This window comes from Methylosinus sp. RM1 (assembly GCF_011378635.1).
Classification (GTDB): domain Bacteria; phylum Pseudomonadota; class Alphaproteobacteria; order Rhizobiales; family Beijerinckiaceae; genus Methylosinus; species Methylosinus sporium.
On sequence record NZ_WOVC01000003.1, the window covers coordinates 103,773 to 122,115 of the forward strand.

Genomic DNA, 18,343 nt, shown 5'->3' on the forward strand with positions numbered 1-18,343 from the left:
ATGCGCGACCATAAACCATTCTCCGCCAAGTCCAAGGCGCGCGCCGGCTTCCTTCCCGCAGACGCGGCCAGGGAGGCCGAGGCCGCGCAGGTTCCGGGACTGCAGGCGCGCATCGCCGCGGCCAATGTGATCGCCGACGTCGCGCAAGGCGGCCATCTGCTCGACGAACGTTTTTCTCCGCAGGCGGTTCCGTTCCGGCTCGCGGGAATGGAGTCGCGCGACGTCGCGCTGGCCCGCTCCATCGCCTATGTCGGCGTGCGCCGTCTCGGCGCCATCCGTCATGCGCTCGCGCTTCTGCTGGAGAAGGGTCTGCCCAAGCAGGCGGCGCGGCTGGAATGGCCGCTCGTCGCCGCCGCCGCGCAAATTCTCTTTCTCGAAGTTCCCGATCACGCCGCCGTCGATCTCGCCGTGCGCGCGGTCCGGCTCGAGCCGAAGACAGCGCCCTTCGCCGGCCTCGTGAACGGCGTGCTGCGCAATCTCATTCGCCGCCGCGAGGAGTTTCTCGCCGCCGATCCGCTCGATCTCGACACGCCCGCCTGGCTCGCGCAGCGCTGGACCAAATCCTACGGCGAGGCGCAGGCGCGCGCCATAGCGGCGATCCATATGCAGGAGCCGCCGATCGACCTCTCGGTGAAATCGGACGCCGAAGGCTGGGCGCGGCGTCTCGACGGAGTCGCGCTGCCGACGGGCTCGGTGCGGCTGCGCACGCGCACCCCGATCGTCGAGCTCGAGGGCTTCGCGCAGGGCGAATGGTGGGTGCAGGACGCCGCCGCCGCTCTGCCGGCGCGCCTTCTCGCCGTTCAGCCGGAGGAGCGCGTGCTCGACATGTGCGCGGCGCCCGGCGGCAAGACCGCGCAGCTCGCTCTCGCCCGCGCGCAAGTGACGGCGCTCGATCGTTCCGCCGAGCGGCTGAAGCTGCTCGCCGCCAATCTCCAGAGATTGGGGCTGCACGCCGATATCGCCGTCGGCGACGCCGCGACCTATTCCGCCGCGCGTCCTTTCGACGCCATTCTGCTCGACGCGCCCTGTTCCGCGACGGGGACGATCCGCCGTCATCCCGACGTGCCCTGGATCAAAAAGCCCGGCGATCTCGATTCCCTCGTCGCCCTGCAATCGCGCATATTGGAGCGCGTCGCCGGTCTGCTGCGGCCGGAGGGGCGCCTCGTCTATTGCACCTGCTCGCTGGAGCCGGAGGAGGGCGAGGCGCAGATCGCGGGCTTCCTGCGCCGCCATCCCGAGATGCGCCGCGCGCCGATCGACGCTTCCGCCGATGGCGTTCCGGCGGAATTCGTCACGCCGGAGGGCGATTTGCGCACGCTGCCCTCCTATTGGCCGAACGAGGACAAGCGCCTTGCCGGACTCGATGGTTTCTTCGCCGCGCGGCTCGTGCGACGCGGCTGAGCGCGAGACGAGCGCATCCTTCGCTTTCCTCGCTCTGCGTTCTGTGTCATCCCAAATGTGATTCGCTTCGCTCCGCGCCCCGGAGCGCGAGGAGGACGCTCTGCGCGAAACGGCCCCAGGCTCTGGAATGCGATTGGCGAAGGCCGCCGCGCGCGGCGTCGCCTCGTTCGCGCGCGCGGTGCGCGGGCCCTATCTGGTCGTGCAGGCCATGGGCGTGCGCCCGCCCGAGCGGCTCTACGTGGCGCCGCAGGATATTCGCACCGCCGATCCGACCGTCGCCGATGAAATCTACGCCGGCTATTTCTCCTTCGACGGCAAAGTGGTCGAAACCAATGGCCGCTCGCCCTTCTCCATCGCGCCCCCCTCCATGGCGTGGCGGCGCTCGCTCACCGGCTTCTCCTGGCTACGCCATTTGCGCGCCGCCGATCGCGCCTTGGCGCGCGCCAACGCCCGCGCGCTGGTCGACGATTTTTTGCGCACGCGCGCCGATTTCGTCGACGATCCCGCGCAAGAGCCCAGCGTCGTCGCGCGCCGCACCCTGTCATGGCTCGCGCAATCGCCGATTCTGCTCGACGGCGCCGATCCGGATTTCTACGAGCGTTTCATGCGCGCATTGGCGCGCAACATTCGTGTCCTCTTGCGCGCCATGGGCTCGGAGCGGCGCGCATCGGATCGCCTGCTCTGCGCCACAGCGCTCGCCGCTTTCGGCGTCTGCGCCGACGCCGGCCGCAAATTCGAGCTGCGCGCCACCGCTCTGCTCGACGCCGAATTGCTGCGCCAAATTCTGCCGGACGGCGGCCATATCGGCCGCAACCCCGAGACGCCGGTCGAATTGCTGCTCGATCTCCTGCCTTTGCGCCAGGCCTATGCCGCGCGCGGGCGGCGCCCGCCGGAGCGGCTCACCGCTTCGATCGGCGCGATGATCGCCTTTTTGCGCGTGCTGAAACATGGCGACGGCGCGCTGGCGCTGTTCAACGGCATGGGCCGCGCGCCGCCGGATCGGCTGGCGACGATTCTCGCCCATGCCGACCTCGCCCATGCCGACGCCGGCGGTGCGCCCAGTCTCGACGCGCCCTATTCGGGCTATCGGCGGCTGCAAGCGGGCGCCACTGCGGTCATCGTCGACGCCGGCCCGCCGCCGCCGCCGCAATTCTCCTTCGCCGCTCATGCGGGCTGTCTTTCTTTCGAATATTCGATCGGGCCTGAGCGCATCATCGTCAATTGCGGCGCGCCGCCTTCCGGCTCGGAGGCGCTGCGCCGTCTCGCGCGCTCGACCGCCGCGCATTCCACGCTGATCGTCGAGGATCGCTCCAGCTGCCGTCTGGAGACGCGGCCGGGCCGCGGCCGGCCGGAGGAGCGCATCGTCGCCGGCCCCGCGCGCGTGAAGGCGGCGCGCCGCTCCACCGATTCGAGCCATGATCTCGAGCTGTCCCATGACGGCTATGTTCGCGAGCTCGGCCTCTCGCACGAGCGCAAGCTGGCGCTCTCGCATGACGGCGCGCAGCTCCTCGGCGACGACAGGCTCGTCGCGCTGCGCCATGGCGCGCGGGCCGAGCATTTCGTTCTGCGTTTTCATCTGCATCCCGATGTGCAGGTGATGGGTGCGAATGCGCGCAAAGTTCTGCTCACGAGCGGCGGCGTCGATCTCGTCTTCGAGGCCAACGCCGATGTGAGCGTGGAAGAGAGCGTCTTCTTCGCCGCCCCGGCCGCGGCGCGAAAGAGCGCGCAGATCATGGTGGATGGCCGCGGCGTCAGGGACGCGCATTTGCGGTGGTCGTTCTCGCGGGTGGAGGAGGGGTGAGCCCGAATGGCTTCGCCATTTCCCGAGAGGCCATCCCCGCCGCTTCCGCCCTATCGGGCCAGTTCCTCATAGAGATCGCGCCAGTCCGGATTCATGTCGAGGATCAGCCTGGCTTTCCATGCGCGGCGCCAATGCTTCATATTCCGCTCGCGTTGAATGGCGTCGCGAATATCCTCGAAGCGTTCGTACCAGACGAGCCGCGTCAAGCCATAGTGTTTCGTAAATCCCTCATAGAGCCCTTCACGATGCTCGAAGGCTCGGCGCGAGAGGTCGTTCGTCACGCCGGTGTAGAGCGTTCCGTTCGGTCGGTTGGTCATGATGTAGACCCATCCTCCAGCCATGCCGCAGTTTGCAAGGCGTGGATGGCCGGGACAAGCCCGGCCAGGACGGCGGCCCTCGGCGAAGGCGGGCGACGGCGTCGGAAAGAGGGGGGAATTCTCGATTTCTCAGGAGGCCGTCTTGGCCGGGCTCGTCCCGGCCATCCACGCCACGCCGCGTCCCCTTATCGGCGATTGCGCGGCGCTGAAGGCGACGACCTTCGCTCGCGGCCTGGGGCGGCGCAGCTCCGAGAGAATATTCAGCCCGTCACAGCTCGAGGTCGCGGGCTGATCTGGTCATGCTGACGCGATTATCACGCGGGGGCGCGAAGAAGCCCCTTGACGTTTGCTGACTAAATTCCTAGCGGCGGTCGCCATCATCAAGCATTTCTTCGTCATTTCCGAGGCTCGCGCGAGGATATACTACCCGAAAGGGGAAAACAACCCTGAGCCCGCAGGCGGCGAACAGAAAAGGCCGCCGTGGTCCGGGATGCTTCCGGCTTCGATGCGCGTCTCTTTTTTACGCCACGGCCGAACGGAGCCGCCGCGTCCCGGACCTCCCATCTTCCCGCGCCGAAATTCGGCGCCGGGCGCGAAAGCGCGCGCCTCGCCATTCGAGGGCGCTGTCGGCGCGCATTGGTTTCTCCCCCCCGGCGATCTATGCTAAGCGCCGGGTCTATATCCTTCCCCGCGACGTTTTCGCTCCACAATGAGGGACCTGAATGCCGGTCGATCTGCGTCGTATCACGAGAGCTCTGCTGTCCGTCTCCGACAAGACCGGGCTGGTCGAATTGGCGAAGGCTCTCGCCGCTCACGGCGTCGAACTGGTCTCCACCGGCGGCACGCGCAAGGCGTTGGCCGAGGCGGGGCTCGCTGTGCGCGATATCGCCGACGTCACCGGCTTTCCCGAGATGATGGACGGGCGGCTCAAGACGCTGCATCCCAAGGTGCATGGCGGCCTGCTGGCGATCCGCGAGAATCCCGAGCATGAGGCGGCCATGCTCGCCCATGACATTCCGCAGATCGATCTGCTCGTCGTCAATCTCTATCCCTTCGAGGCGACGCTGGCCAAAGGCGCGCCCTTCGAGACCTGCGTCGAGAATATCGATATCGGCGGCCCGGCGATGATCCGCGCCGCCGCCAAAAATCACGACGATGTCGCCGTGCTGGTCGAGCCCGCCGATTATGACGGGTTCCTGGCCGAGCTTTCCGCCAATTCCGGCGCCGCCACTCTGGCGACGCGGAGGCGCCTCGCGCAAAAGGCCTACGCCCGCACGGCCGCCTATGACGCGGCGATCTCCAATTGGCTGGCCGGCGCGCTCGGCGAGGCGACCCCGCCCTGGCGCGCCATCGGCGGCCATTTGTCCGAGCCCATGCGCTATGGCGAAAATCCGCATCAGAGCGCGGGTTTCTATCTCACCGGCGAGAAGCGTTTCGGCGTCGCCACGGCGAAGCAGGCCCAGGGCAAGCAGCTCTCTTATAATAATATCAACGACACCGACGCGGCCTATGAGCTGGTCGCGGAATTCGATCCTTCGCGCACGGCGGCGGTGGCGATCATCAAGCATTCCAACCCTTGCGGCGTCGCCGAGGGCGCGAGCCTCGCCGAGGCCTATCGCAAGGCGCTGCGCTGCGATTCCGTCTCGGCCTTCGGCGGCATCGTCGCGCTCAATCGCCGGCTCGACGCCGAGTCCGCGCGCGAGATCGTGAAGATTTTCACCGAGGTCATCATCGCGCCGGAGGCGGACGAAGAGGCCGTCTCCATCATCGCGGCGAAGAAGAATCTGCGTCTGCTGCTCGCCGGCGGCCTGCCCGATCCGCGCGCGGTCGGGCTCGGCTTCCGCAGCGTCGCGGGCGGCTTTCTGGCGCAGTCGCGTGACAATAGCGTCGTCGACGATCTGACCCTTTCCGTGGTGACGAAGCGCGCGCCGACGGAGAAGGAGCTGGCGGATTTGAAATTCGCCTTCCGCGTGGCCAAGCATGTGAAGTCCAACGCCATCGTCTACGCGCGCGATCTCGCGACGGTGGGCGTCGGGGCGGGGCAGATGTCGCGCGTCGATTCCTCGCGCACGGCGGCCTTCAAGGCGGAGGAGGCGGCGCGCGAGGCCGGCGTGCGGGAGAGCTTCGCCGTCGGCTCCGTGGTCGCGTCTGACGCTTTCTTCCCCTTTCCGGACGGGCTGCTGGCGGCGGCCTCGGCCGGCGCGACGGCGGTCATTCAGCCGGGCGGCTCGGTCAATGACAAGGATGTGATCGCCGCCGCCGACGAGGCCGGCCTCGCCATGGTGCTGACCGGCGTGCGCCATTTCCGGCACTGAGCCGGCGCGCGCTGCTGCGCTGCAATATACGCATGTAATCTGTTGATCTAGAACGGGATGCGCGACATCGTGCCGCGCTTTCCGGGCGAGGCGTATTGTCGCGCTGTCGCATTTTGCGGCGTCGCGAGCGCGACTGTCGCAGTCTGCGGCAGTTTTTGTCACGACAGTTTGGCGAATAAGCGAAATCTGTCGCGATTTCGAGACGTTCTAATTGCCATTGTGCGACGCACGTCGCCTAATGACCCCACGAAAGACCACGCGCTCTCCTGCTGAAGGCGAGCGAAGATCCAGGGGCTGTAATTGTACAAAAGACGATATCGAAGCTGATCGACGAAGACTCGATCATTCTTCTGCGGCTTTGACGGCCTGTTCTTCGTGAACGACGCTGACGCCGCGCCTCCCCAAGCAGATTCGGTCCGATTTCGTCGCGCTGCTCTTTAGAGCGGCGGCGCCGCCGGGTCGCGCCGTTACGAGACTTTCCTTCCCAGGGAAAGAGGCCCGCGCCGCTGGGTCGATGACGAGCGGTCACTCAATCCTCCCTAACTTTCCCGGCCGTCTCTTCGAAGGGCGGCCGGGACTTTTCCTGAGAAGAAACGACGGAAACGCCAATGACAAGAACCGGCGATGTGGCCGTTCCGCGTCCAATGCGGCGCGAGGCGACGAATGTGTTGGCGGCGGGGCTGGCCTTTGTTTCGCTTTTCACCGGAGCGGCGCGCGCGGATACGACGGATCAGCAGCTCGATCAGCTGAAAGCCAAGGGAATTCTGACCAAGGGCGAATATCGCAAGCTGAAGGCGCGCCATGCGGCCGAGACCGCCGCGCCGGCCCGCGCCGCTGTGGCGAGCCATGCCGCCGCGCAGCCGCTCGCGACGCCTTCGGATCGCTTCATCACGCGCCTCGACAAAGGGATCGGCGCGCGCGTCGGCGCGGTCGACGTGCGCCTTTCCGGCCAGCTCGCCTTTTTCGCGACCGAGCAATTCAAGCAGGCCGGAACGGCGACCGTCGCCGGCGGGCTCGGAGGCGGCAGCGTCTATAACAACTCCTCGGCCATTCGCTCCGGTTTGCTGCCGAGCGCGCTGGCGCTCAGTCTCTCGACCGAGCAGGAGGGCTATAAGGTGTCTTTCTCGCTCGGCCTCTACGCGGGCGGCAATAATATTCGCGTCGGCCTGCTCAATGGCAACAGCTCCGGCGCCTCGGTGGCGCTCGGCACGCCGGGCGTCGATCTGCGCCAGGTATTCGGCGAAATCAGCTCGGCCGATTATGGCGCGCTGAAGGTCGGCCGCGATCTCGGCCTCTTCGCCGCCGACGCCATTCTCAATGATTTCACTTTGTTCGGCGCCGGCACCATCGCCGCCAACGCCAGCCCGTCCAACACCAGCCTCGGCCGCATCGGCTTCGGCTATGTCTATGCGGATTGGATTCCGCAGCTCACCTATACGACGCCGGATTTCCATGGCGTGACCGTCTCGGTCGGCGTCTTCTCGCCGTATCAGCAATTCGACAATGCCGGGTCCTATGTGTCGGCCTCCGGCGTCCTTCCCTATTCGGGCGTGATCACCGGGCATGATCAGCCGGGCTTTCAGGCGCGCCTCAAATATGTGGGCGAGCTCGCGCCGGGGACGAAGCTGACCCTGTGGACATCGGGCCTCACCCAGCGCCATCGCGTCGAATCCGGCGACGCCGTGCTGCTGCCGCGCGGAGCAGGCGTGCGCTCCATGGCGATCGACGCCGGCGGCCGTCTCGACCTCGGCCCGGTGACTTTGGTCGGCTATGGCTATAAGGGCGTCGGCCTCGGCACGACGGGGCTCTATTTCGACGGCGTCGGCTATGACGGCGAGCGGCGCAAATCCTCGGGCTATTACGCCCAGGCCGGCTATACGCTCTTCGAGCGCCTGACTTTCGGCGGCAGCTATGGCGTCAGCTATCTCGACGCCAATCTCAACGATTATCCCGGCCGTCTCGGCGATGGCGCGCTCGTCGCCTCCAACGCCTCGACCATCGGCTTCGTGAAATATCGCTTCACCGATTGGGTCACGTTTCAGAGCGAATTCGTGCGCTCGGTCTCGCATAATCTGCTGGGGCAGGGCGTGCGGACCAACGCGCTCGTCGCGGGAACGATTTTCTCCTTCTGATCCCATGGGATAGGGGAGGGGATGCGGCAATTGGTGCAGTGCACAAACCAGGCGTATTCTCATATTAACGAGCTGCGGTCGGCTCGGCGACGAGCCGGCCGCCAGCCGTTGCGTATCGGACGGCCGCGAAAAGGCGTCTCAAATGCCCCTCTATTCCGCCAGCCTGACGGAGGCGGCGCGTGAAAAATTCTTCGGCCGCGGAGAGCTGCCGACCGTCGAGCTCAAACAGCCGATTCTGCGGTCCTGGCTGCGCTGCGCGGAGCTCGGCCTCGACGTCGCCAAACCGCCCCGCGCCGCCGCGCTCGAGCGGACCGAGCTGCAGACTTTTCTCGCGCGCCACGAGCGGCTGCGGCGCCTCTGCCGGCCGGAGCTCGACGCGCTCAACGCCGAGGCGCATGAGACCGGCGCGGTCGTCATCCTCGCCGATGCGCAGGGAGTGATCGTCGACGCTGTCGGCGACATTGGGTTTGCCGCTCAGGCGGCGGAAATCTCGCTCAGGCCCGGCGCGCATTGGAGCGAGGCGGCCGCCGGCACCAATGCGATCGGCGCGGCTCTGGCCGAGCGGCGGGCGGTGGCCGTGCATGGCGGCGAGCATTTCTTCGAGAGCCACGCCAATTTGAGCGGCGCGGCGGCGCCCATCGTCGATCCGCGCGGCGTCGTCGTCGGCGCGCTGGCCCTCTCGGCCAACGCCGGCGTGCACCGCGTCCATGCTCTGGGGCTCGTTCGCTTCGCGGTCGAGCAGATCGAGCATCGCTTCTTTGGCGGCAATGCTTTTTCAGCGGCGACAGTCTTGCGCTTCCACACCGATCCCGCCGTCGTCGGCGCGCCGCGCGAGGGGCTCCTCGCCTTCGACGACGACAAGCGGCTCATCGCCGCCAATCGCCGCGGCCTCTCCTTCGTGCAGCGCGATTGGAGCGCGCTCGATTGTGTGAGTTTCGACGAATTGTTCGAGCCGCTGAGAGCCGCGCCGCAAATGGCGGAGATCATCGGGAGCGACGGCCGGCGCTATTATGGTCTCGCCAACACGCCCTCGTCCTGCCGCGCGCGGCCGACGGATTGTCCTTTGGAGCTGCACGACATCTGTTTCGAGCCGCTCTCGGCGCGGCTCGCCGAGCACAGGCTGCGCGACGCCGAGCTTTCGGCGATGCGCGCGGCGCTCGACGCCTGCGACGGCAATTTCAGCAAGGCCGCTCGCGTGCTCGGCGTGCATCGCAGCACGCTCTATCGACGTCTGAACGAGCGGGCGGGGGAGAGGCCTCGCTAGGCGCGGCCGCTTCGAGGTCGAAGGGCCGCGCATTTTCTGGCTCATCCATCCGCGCTGGCTCACTCGCAGACGCGCACGCGGCGGAAATAGAGGACATTGCCCCAGTCGTCGGTCACGGGCTGGCGGGTCATATAGCAATCGCTCGGCGCTTGCGACGCGGCGATGGCGCCGAGCGTCAGAGCCGTCAGCGCGCCCGCGGCGGCGACGCCGCCCCAATAATGGCCGTGGTGATGGCGCCGATAGGGGCTCGCCTCGGCGGTGGAGGCGAGAATGGTCGAACCGGTCAATGTCAGGGCCAGAAGTCCGGCGGCGAGGGCGTTTTTGCTCATGATCAACTCCGTTTGCGTTGCGCTCGCTCTCATCGGCGAGCCTTCGCACGCTACGACGCGCCACGCCGGATGTTCGTGCGACGGCGCACAGCGCTGGTCTCTTCGCGGGAAAAGACGCCGATCCGGCGTCGGAGGCGCGTCGGCTTCAACGAAATGCGAAAAGGCTCCAGCCGCCGAGGAGCGCGCTCAGTTCGGGCTCGAAGAATTTCCAGCTGACGCCGCCGCGGACCAAGTGGACGCCGACCGGCGCCGTCGACAACGAGCTGACGGACAGCGCGCCATTCGACGAGAGCGTGGCGATCGGAATGGTCGCGCCGCCGAATTTCGAATAGAGATATTCGGTCCATAGCGCGATCCGCTCGGTAAGCGCATATTCGGCTCCCGCGCCCGCCGTCCAGCCGACCTCGACCTCGCTCGCGGCGCCGCGCGAGGCGCTCCATCCGTCGCTGGCGTAGACGCCGACGGGATCGAGCGATTTCACGAAAAGGCTCGATAGGGTCGACGAGGCGAATTTCGCCTCGATCTTCGAAAAGGCGACGCCCGCCGTGACATAGGGCGCGAGCCGTTCGAGCAGCGCATAGCCGAGGCGCGCCCTCGTCGTCGCGAACCAGCGACGTTCGATGCGCGCATCGCTTTGGGACAGATTGCCCGTCTGAAGCAGATAGAGGCCGTCCGCGCTCGTCGTTTCCGATTGGGCGCCGTCGTCGACGACATGCGTTCCGAGGACGCCGCCGTAAAAATCGGCCGCGAGGCCGAGGATGATCCGGTCGCCGACGATATGATCATATCCCGCGAGAGCGCCGATGAGACGATCGCCGTATCCGATCCTCGTTTTGACGGAAGCGCCCGAAAACCCCGCGCCCTGCGGCTGGGATCTGTTCAGATCGGCGACGCCGCCGCCGCCGGCGAAGCCTCCGCCCAGGCCGAAATAGAGGCCGCTCCTCGGGAAGGCGGGGCGCGGCGCTCCGGCGCCGAGATCGGGAGGCGGGAGCGCGAGATCGGCGTCCTGCCGACGCGGCCTCCAGCTCACGCCGCCGCGCACCGTATGAACGCCGACTTTCCGTGTCGAAAGGACGCCTACGGCCGGCTCGGCGGACGCGAAAGCGGTGATGATGGGGAGCGCGGAGCCGCCGAATTCCGAATAGAGATACTCGGTCTTGACGCTGATCTGGTCCGTGATCGCATACTCCATGCCCGCGCCCATGGTCCAGCCGAGCTTCGCGCCCGACCCCGTCCCGATCGCCGTCGAGGCGGCGAGGCTCGTCTCGGGAAATCTCGCGACCATATCGGCGCCGATTCTCGAATAGGCGACGCCGCCGGTGAGATAGGGCAGGAAACGGTCGAACAGCCCATAGCCCATGCGCGCCCGCAATGTCGCGAACCATCCTGGATCGCTCGCGGATAGGCCGCGCGCCGCCGCGACGGCGACCCCCGGCGTGACATCCGCGACGATCCGCGACCAGTCGGCTTCGAGCCCGACGATCAGCTCTCCGGCCGGTCGATAGTCGTATCCGAGCGCGGCGCCGGCGAACAAATAGCCGAATCCGACGGTCGCATTCTCGCTCGACGCGCTCGCGCTCGCCACGGCGTGGGCGTTCGAATATTGGAGCCGCTCGCGATTGGCCGGGCCGTATCCGCCGCCATATCCCCCGGTCGTCCCGAAATGGACCCCTGTCCAGTCGAATGGACTTCGAGGCGCCGCGAACGGCGGCAGATCGCGAAGGGTGGTCGTCTCGACCGCGCAGGCCGGCGGCGAGAACGTAGAAGCCAGGAGCGCGAAAGCGAATATCTTACGCATGATGCGCGCTCCTCGAAGATATATTTCGAGTCGATTGTCGAAAAAGCGAATGACTAATTTCAGTGCGGGCGCACCCTAGGCGCATCCGCTGTCGCATTCAACTCGGAACTGAATCGGGGCTCGATCGCGTCGAAGCGTCAGCTCTCGCTCTGCGCCAGCAATTTCGCCTGATGATCCGTCGTCAGAGCGTCGAAAATCTCGTCCATCTCGCCTTCCATCACGCGATCGAGCTTATAGAGCGTCAGATTGATGCGATGGTCGGTGACGCGGCCTTGCGGAAAATTATAGGTGCGAATGCGCTCTGATCGATCGCCGGAGCCGACCTGCGCCTTGCGATCGGCGGCGCGCGCGCTGTCGAGGCGCTGGCGCTCGGCGTCATAGAGGCGCGAGCGCAGCACCTCCATCGCCTTGGCCTTGTTGCGATGCTGCGAGCGCTCCTCCTGCATCATTACGACGATGCCGGATGGAATATGGGTGATGCGGATCGCCGATTCGGTCTTGTTGACATGCTGGCCGCCGGCGCCGCCCGAGCGCATCGTCTCGATGCTCAAGTCCTTGTCGTCTATCGCGACGTCGACATCCTCCGCCTGCGGCAGCACGGCGACCGTCGCCGCCGAAGTGTGAATGCGCCCCTGCGTCTCCGTCGCCGGCACGCGCTGCACGCGATGCACGCCCGATTCGAATTTCAGTTTCGCATAGACGCCGCGGCCGGCGATCTCGGCGACGATCTCCTTATAGCCGCCGAGCGCGCCCTCGCTGGCGGAGAGAATCTCGACGCTCCATCCTTTGACGGCGGCGTAGCGCTGATAGGCGCGGAAGAGATCGCCGGCGAAGAGCGCGGCCTCGTCGCCGCCGGTGCCGGCGCGCACCTCTAGAATGACGCCTTTTTCGTCGGCGGAGTCTTTCGGCAGCAGAGCGAGCTTCAGCTCATGCTCGGCGCGGGTCAGCGCATCCTGCGCGACTTTCAGCTCGCCATCGACGAATTCACGCATGTCGGGATCGATCGCCGGATCGGCGAGCATTTCGCCGAGGCCGTCGATCTCGGCGAGCGTCGCGCGATAGGTTTTGATCTTGGCGACGACGTCGTCGAGCGAGGCGAGCTCGCGCGAGAGCGCGACGAAGCTCGCTGCGTCCGGCCCGGCGCTGAGCCGGTCGGCGATTTCCTCGTGACGACGCAAAATGAGGTCGAGCTTGTCTTGGGCGAACATGGGGCTGCCGAGCGAGAGGGTAGGGGATGGCGTGGAGCGAAGCGCGAGCGTCGCTAGCGGCCCCGGTCTTTCGTGGCGAATGCCGAAATCGACGCGCTCACCCTCCCCATCAGGGGGAGGGGCGGACCGCGGTCCACGAGGAAGACTCGGCGGAAACGCCTTTCCCGGCGAGATTTCTCGAATCGACGCATGGTCAAACCGGAATATCGCGCGCCGCGGCGAATTCGCGCAAATTCTCGCGCAGGCTCGGCGCGCCGTCCTCCTTTGCGAGCAGCGAGGCGAGAAACACTTCCGCCTCCTCGAGATTGACGGCGAGGATCATCGCCTTCACCGGCCCGATCGAAGAGGGCGACATGGACAGCGAGCGATAGCCGAGAGCGAGCAGCGCTAGCGCCTCCAGTGGGCGGCCGCCCATCTCGCCGCAGAGCGTCACCGTCTTGCCGGCTCGCTTGCCCGCCGCGGCGATGCGCTCCAGCGCCCGCATCACCGGCGTGGAGAGCGTGTCGTAACGCTTGGAGACGCGCGTATTGTCGCGATCGGCCGCATACATGTATTGCACGAGATCATTGGAGCCGACCGACAGGAAATCGGCGCGCGCGGCGATGGCGTCGAGCTCCCACAGCAGCGAGGGCACCTCGACCATGGCGCCGAGATGCATATTGGTCGGCGGCCGATGGCCATGGTGCTGGAGATGCGCGAGCTCGCGATGCGCGATCGTCTTCGCCGCCTCGAATTCCGCGACATTGGCGATCATCGGGAACATGATGCGCACGTCTCGGCCGCCCGCGGCCTTCAGCATGGCGCGGATCTGCATACGCAGCAGACCAGGACGATCGAGGCCGATGCGGATGGCGCGCCAGCCGAGCGCGGGATTCTCCTCGTCGATCGTCGCCATATAGGGCAGGATCTTGTCGCTGCCGATGTCGAGCGTGCGGAAGGTGACGGGGCGGTCCTGCACCGCGTCGAACACCGCCTTGTAGAGCAGGAACTGCTCGTTCATGCGCGGAAAGCGCGGCGCCAGCATAAATTGCAGCTCGGTGCGGAACAGGCCGATGGAGCGCGCGCCGGTCTCGTGCAGATGCGGCACGTCGACGATGAGGCCGGCGTTCATATGCAGCGCGATCTCGACGCCGTCCTTGGTCACGGCGGCCACATCGCGCAGCTTGGCGTATTGCTCCATGCGGCGGGCGCGCAGCCGCGCCTTCTCGCCATAGGCGGTCTGCACGTCCGGCGGCGGGCGGATATGCACGTCGCCGGTGACGCCGTCGACGATGACGGCGTCACCCGCTTCGACGAGATCGGTCACATTGGCGGCGAGGCCGACAGTGGCGACGCCGAGCGCGCGGGCGACGATGCCGACATGGCTCGCCGGCCCGCCTTCCTCCAGCACTAGGCCGCGCAGCCGCGAGCGGTCATAGTCCAGCAGCGCGGCGGGGCCCATGTTGCGGGCGATGAGAATGGCGTTCTCGGGGATCGATTCACGATCGGCGACATAGCTCTGCCCGGTGAGCTGATGCAGCAGCCGATTGGCGAGATCGTCGAGATCGTGAAGCCGATCGCGCAGATAGGGGTCGGTCTGGCGTTGCAGCTTGGCGCGGGCGTCGTTCTGCACGCGCTCCACCGCCGCCTCTGCCGTGAGGCCGCTCAGCACCGCCTCGTGCAGGCGGCGCACCCAGCCGCGGTCATTGGCGAAAATGCGCACCGCCTCCAGCACCTCGCGATGCTCGCCGGCGCCCATGCGGTCGCCATGGGCGACCAATTCGTCGATGGAGACGCGCATCGCCTCGATCGCCGCGTCGAGGCGCTGGACCTCCGCGGCGATATCCTCGGCGATCAGCTGCTTCACGACGACGCGCGGCTCGTGCAGCACCGCATAGCCGAGCCCGACGCCTTCGCACATGGGCGCGCCCTTGACCACGACGGGGCGGTCGAGCGCGAAGCTCTCCGGTGTCTTGGCGATGGAGCGCAATTCGCCCGAGGCGATCATCTCGGCGACCAGCATCGCCGTCGTCTGCAGCGCCTCTATCTCCTCCTCGGAATAGATGCGCCGCACCCTGTTCTGCACGACGAGCACGCCGAGCGTGTTGCCGCCGCGCAGAATCGGCACGCCGAGGAACGAGTGATAGATCTCCTCGCCCGTCTCCGGCTTGTAGGAGAAGGACGGGTGTTCCTGCGCCTCGGAGAGGTTCAGCGGCTCGGCGTTTTTGGCGATGAGGCCGACGAGGCCTTCGCCCGCGTGCATGGTGGTGAGATGCACCGCCTCGCGATTGAGGCCCTCGGTGGCGTAGAGCTCGAGCCCCTGGTCGGCGCGCAGCACATAGACCGAGCAGACTTCCGCCACCATATTGGACGCGATCAGCACGACGATCTTGTCGAGCCGCGCCTGCGCGCTCACCGGCTCCGCCATGACCTCGCGAAGCCGGCGGAGCAGCAAGCGGGGTCCGCCGAGAGCGCTACGCATCCAGTTTCCTTAGTTTCGACAGGCCATATCCGCCAGACGAGGGCTCTGCGAGGCCGCATCGCCCAAATCTAGAGAACTTCTAAAATTCTGCCCTGTTCCCGTTTCAGCGTATATTGGGCCCGTCCGGCCTCCGCAAGCGCGGCCGCTCGGCCGCCCGCGATACGCAAAGACCATACCGGCTTGCAGACCGGCGACTTAGCCGGTACCAGTCAAAATTCAGACAAGAAGAAATCCGAAAGCCGACCGGCCGCCCTCGCGACAATCGGACTTTTTGGGCCTGCGCGCCAGAGACGAGATTCGTGCCGCTATCCAGATATCTGATCGCTCTCCTTTTTCTCGTCCTTTGCGGGTCGCGGGCCCTCGCCATCGATTCCGTGCGCGTGCCGCAGGATGCGGCCGCCATCGACCTCACCCATGCGGTGGAGAAATATTCCTCCGAGGGCGACCGCCTCCAGGTCTCGACCGCCCCCGGCTCCGACGGCATCATCCGACGCATAGAAGTGGGCGCCAAAGAAGCGGGCACGCGCCCGAGCTGGATCGTTTTCGCGCTCACAAATGATACGGACGAGCAATTGGAGCGGTTGATCGTCGCCCCGCATTTCCGCCTTCAAGGGTCGGGAGTGATCTGGCCGGACCTCGGCGCGACGCGCATTTCGGCGATCACCGCGAGCCAGGGATTTCCGCCGGAACATGAGGATAGCGGGGACGCCGATGTTTTTCGCCTGACCCTCGATCCCGGCACCACGATCACCTATGTGGCCGAGCTGCGCACGCCCAATCTGCCGCAGCTCTATCTGTGGGAGCCCGAATCCTACAAGGACAAGGTGACGAGCCTCACCCTCTATAAGGGCATCGTCATCGGCATCGCCGGCCTGCTGGCGCTGTTCCTCACCATCGTCTTCGTCGTCAAAGGCGCGGTGATTTTCCCGGCGGCGGCGGCGCTGGCTTGGTCTGTGCTCGCCTATGTCTGCATCGATTTCGGCTTCTGGGCCAAGATTTTCGGCGTCGATCCCAACGCCGACCGCATTTGGCGCGCCGGAGCGGAAACGGTGCTGTCGGCGACCTTGGTGGTCTTCCTCTTCGCCTATCTCAACCTCAACCGCTGGCATGTGCGCGCCTGGCACGTGGCGGCGCTCTGGCTGCTGATTCTCGCCGATCTCGTCGGCCTCGCCATTTTCGACGCGCCAGTGGCGGCGGGCGTCGCGCGCATCTCGCTCGCCACGGTCTCTGCAGTCGGATTCGTGCTCGTCCTGTATCTGGCGACGCATGGCTTCGACCGCGCCATCATGTTGATTCCAACTTGGTTCTTGCTGCTGCTCTGGGTCTGCGCGGCGGGCTTCACCGTCTCCGGCTGGCTGACCAATGATCTGGTCTCGCCGGCGCTGGTCGGCGGCCTGGTGCTGATCGTGATGCTGATCGGCTTCACCGTTATGCAAAACGCCTTCGCCAGCGGCGGCCTCGCCCATGGCGCGATCTCCGACACGGAGCGCAAGGCGCTGGCGCTGACCGGGGCCAATGAGATCGTCTTCGATTGGGACGTGCCGGCCGACTACATTTATGTGAGCCCGGAGGTCGAGGAACAACTCGGGCTCGATCGCGGCGGGCTCGAGGGCGCGGCCTCCTCCTGGCTCGCGCTGTTGCATCCTTTCGAGCACGACCGCTATCGCGCCTGCCTCGATTCGCTGCTCGAGCAGCGACGCGGACGCATCAATCAGGAGTTCCGGCTGCGCGCCTCTGACGGCCATTATTTCTGCTACCGGCTGCGGGCGCGGCCGGTGATCGGGCAGGATGGCGAAGTCATTCGCGTCGTCGGCACGCTCACCGACGTCACCGACGAGCGCAATGCGAGGGAGCGGCTGCTGCATGACGCCGTCCACGACAATCTGACCGGCCTGCCCAATCGCGAATTGTTCTTCGATCGGCTGGAGGCGGCGCTGGTCTTCGCCGGGCTCGAGGCCGGCGTGCGGCCGACCGTGCTCGCCGTCGACATCGACCGTTTCCGCCAGATCAACGAGCAGGTGGGCGTCGCGACGGGCGATTCGATCCTGCTCACCATCGCCCATCGCCTGACGCGGCTGTTGCAGCCGCAGGACACTCTGGCGCGGCTCGACGGCGATCGCTTCGCCATCATTCTCGTCTCCGAGACCGACGTCGATCATGTGATCGCGCTCGCCGATTCGGTGCGGCGCACGCTGGCGACGCCGGTGCGCTTCACCGATCGCGAGATTTCGCTGTCGGTGTCGATCGGCGTGGCGCTGTTCGACAAGGAATTGCATCCCGACCGCCACGACATGCTCGAGGACGCCGAAATCTCGCTGCGTCACGCCAAGAAGCTCGGCGGCAATCGCATAGAAGTGTTCCGCCCGGCGATGCGCGCGCAGCGCTCCGACCGGCTGACGCTGGAGGCCGATCTGCGCCGCGCGCTGGAGCGCGGCGAGATCAAGGTGTTCTTCCAGCCGGTGGTGCGGCTCGAGGATCGCACCATCGCCGGCTTCGAGGCGCTGCTGCGCTGGGATCATCCGCGCCTCGGCCAGCTCGATCCGAGCGAGTTCGGACAGGTCGCCGAGCAGACCGGCCTCATCGTCGATTTCGGCCTATTGGCGCTGGAGCGCACGGCGCGCGAGCTGGCCGCCTGGCAGCGCGCGCTCGCCGTCGATCCGCCGATCTTCGCCTGCGTCAATATCGGCTCGCGGCAATTGCTGCGGCACGATCTGCTGCGCGACGTCAAAAGCGTGCTGATGCGCAACGACATCGTCAAAGGCAGCCTCAAGCTCGCGCTCGGCGAGGGGCTGGTGATGGAAAATCCCGAATACGCCGCGCAAATGCTGGGGCGAATCAAGGAGCTCGGCGCGGGCCTCGCGATGAGCGATTTCGGCTCCGGCTATTCCTCGCTCGCCTATCTGCAGAGCTTTCCCTTCGACACGATCAAGATCGGCCGCTCCTTCACGCGCCAGACCGGCAAGGGCTCGCGCGCGGTGATCCTGCGCTCGCTGATCTCGCTGGCGCATGATCTCGGCATGGATGTCGTCGCCGAGGGCGCGGAGACGGAATCGGACGCCATCGAGCTCTATCAGCTCGGCTGCGCCTATGCGCAGGGCTACGCCTTCGGCCGCCCGATCAGCCCGATGGAGGCGCGAAGGCTGGTGGGGGCAGCGCCCGAGGCGGCGTAGGGCGGGGGCTCGTTAAGGAAGGGCGCTTTCTCCTTCTCCCACGCGTGGGAGAAGGAGGCCCGACGAAGTCGGGTCGGATGAGGGTCCTTTCGAATATCCATACGCTTTGCGTCATCGCGCAAATGATCGTAAACGGCTGAAGCGGCG

12 protein-coding genes are annotated in these 18,343 nt (G+C 66.4%); 7 read left to right on the forward strand and 5 right to left on the reverse strand.

Going from position 1 to position 18,343, the window contains the following annotated elements; genetic code table 11:
* Window positions 1–1,401, forward strand: coding sequence for an RsmB/NOP family class I SAM-dependent RNA methyltransferase (locus FMZ75_RS02855; protein ID WP_166141237.1), 1,401 nt, complete (start codon window positions 1–3; stop codon window positions 1,399–1,401).
* A 127-nt stretch (window positions 1,402–1,528) separates the two neighbouring features.
* The gene (locus FMZ75_RS02860; protein ID WP_166141238.1) at window positions 1,529–3,202 is read left to right on the forward strand and encodes a heparinase II/III family protein; all 1,674 of its coding nucleotides are present in this window, start codon (window positions 1,529–1,531) and stop codon (window positions 3,200–3,202) included.
* Between the two features lie 50 nt (window positions 3,203–3,252).
* Here FMZ75_RS02860 and FMZ75_RS02865 read toward each other — a convergent pair whose 3' ends face one another.
* A complete protein-coding gene (locus tag FMZ75_RS02865) occupies window positions 3,253–3,519 on the reverse strand; it encodes a GIY-YIG nuclease family protein (protein WP_246728736.1) in 267 nt (88 codons plus the stop codon).
* A 142-nt stretch (window positions 3,520–3,661) separates the two neighbouring features.
* Here FMZ75_RS02865 and FMZ75_RS02870 point away from each other — a divergent pair, with 142 nt between their 5' ends.
* From FMZ75_RS02870 to FMZ75_RS02885, 4 genes are all read left to right on the forward strand, one after another.
* Window positions 3,662–3,811 (forward strand): hypothetical protein, encoded by a 150-nt coding sequence (locus tag FMZ75_RS02870; protein WP_166141240.1) that lies wholly within the window; start codon window positions 3,662–3,664, stop codon window positions 3,809–3,811.
* A gap of 430 nt (window positions 3,812–4,241) precedes the next feature.
* A complete protein-coding gene (gene purH / locus FMZ75_RS02875; protein WP_166141241.1) occupies window positions 4,242–5,834 on the forward strand; it encodes a bifunctional phosphoribosylaminoimidazolecarboxamide formyltransferase/IMP cyclohydrolase in 1,593 nt (530 codons plus the stop codon).
* 608 nt (window positions 5,835–6,442) lie between these two features.
* Window positions 6,443–7,966: a porin gene (locus tag FMZ75_RS02880; protein ID WP_246728737.1), complete on the forward strand. Its 1,524-nt coding sequence runs from the start codon at window positions 6,443–6,445 to the stop codon at window positions 7,964–7,966.
* 142 nt (window positions 7,967–8,108) lie between these two features.
* Window positions 8,109–9,230: a sigma-54-dependent Fis family transcriptional regulator gene (locus tag FMZ75_RS02885; RefSeq protein ID WP_166141242.1), complete on the forward strand. Its 1,122-nt coding sequence runs from the start codon at window positions 8,109–8,111 to the stop codon at window positions 9,228–9,230.
* Between the two features lie 59 nt (window positions 9,231–9,289).
* Here the strand turns inward: FMZ75_RS02885 and FMZ75_RS02890 are convergent, their stop codons facing one another.
* The 4 genes from FMZ75_RS02890 to ptsP form a co-directional block, all read right to left on the reverse strand.
* Window positions 9,290–9,559 carry a hypothetical protein gene (locus FMZ75_RS02890; RefSeq protein ID WP_166141243.1) on the reverse strand — a complete coding sequence of 90 codons (270 nt, stop codon included), beginning with the start codon at window positions 9,557–9,559 and terminating at the stop codon, window positions 9,290–9,292.
* 145 nt (window positions 9,560–9,704) lie between these two features.
* A complete protein-coding gene (locus FMZ75_RS02895; RefSeq protein ID WP_166141244.1) occupies window positions 9,705–11,357 on the reverse strand; it encodes an outer membrane protein in 1,653 nt (550 codons plus the stop codon).
* 137 nt (window positions 11,358–11,494) lie between these two features.
* Window positions 11,495–12,565, reverse strand: a complete 1,071-nt coding sequence (prfA, locus tag FMZ75_RS02900; RefSeq protein WP_108917733.1) for a peptide chain release factor 1 — start codon at window positions 12,563–12,565, stop codon at window positions 11,495–11,497.
* A gap of 193 nt (window positions 12,566–12,758) precedes the next feature.
* Window positions 12,759–15,026 carry a phosphoenolpyruvate--protein phosphotransferase gene (gene ptsP, locus FMZ75_RS02905; RefSeq protein WP_166141245.1) on the reverse strand — a complete coding sequence of 756 codons (2,268 nt, stop codon included), beginning with the start codon at window positions 15,024–15,026 and terminating at the stop codon, window positions 12,759–12,761.
* Between the two features lie 299 nt (window positions 15,027–15,325).
* On the opposite strand from ptsP, the gene FMZ75_RS02910 reads away from it, so the two are divergent.
* On the forward strand, window positions 15,326–18,196 hold the full coding sequence (locus FMZ75_RS02910; RefSeq protein ID WP_108917735.1) for an EAL domain-containing protein: 2,871 nt from the start codon (window positions 15,326–15,328) through the stop codon (window positions 18,194–18,196).
* Window positions 18,197–18,343: the final 147 nt, after the last annotated feature.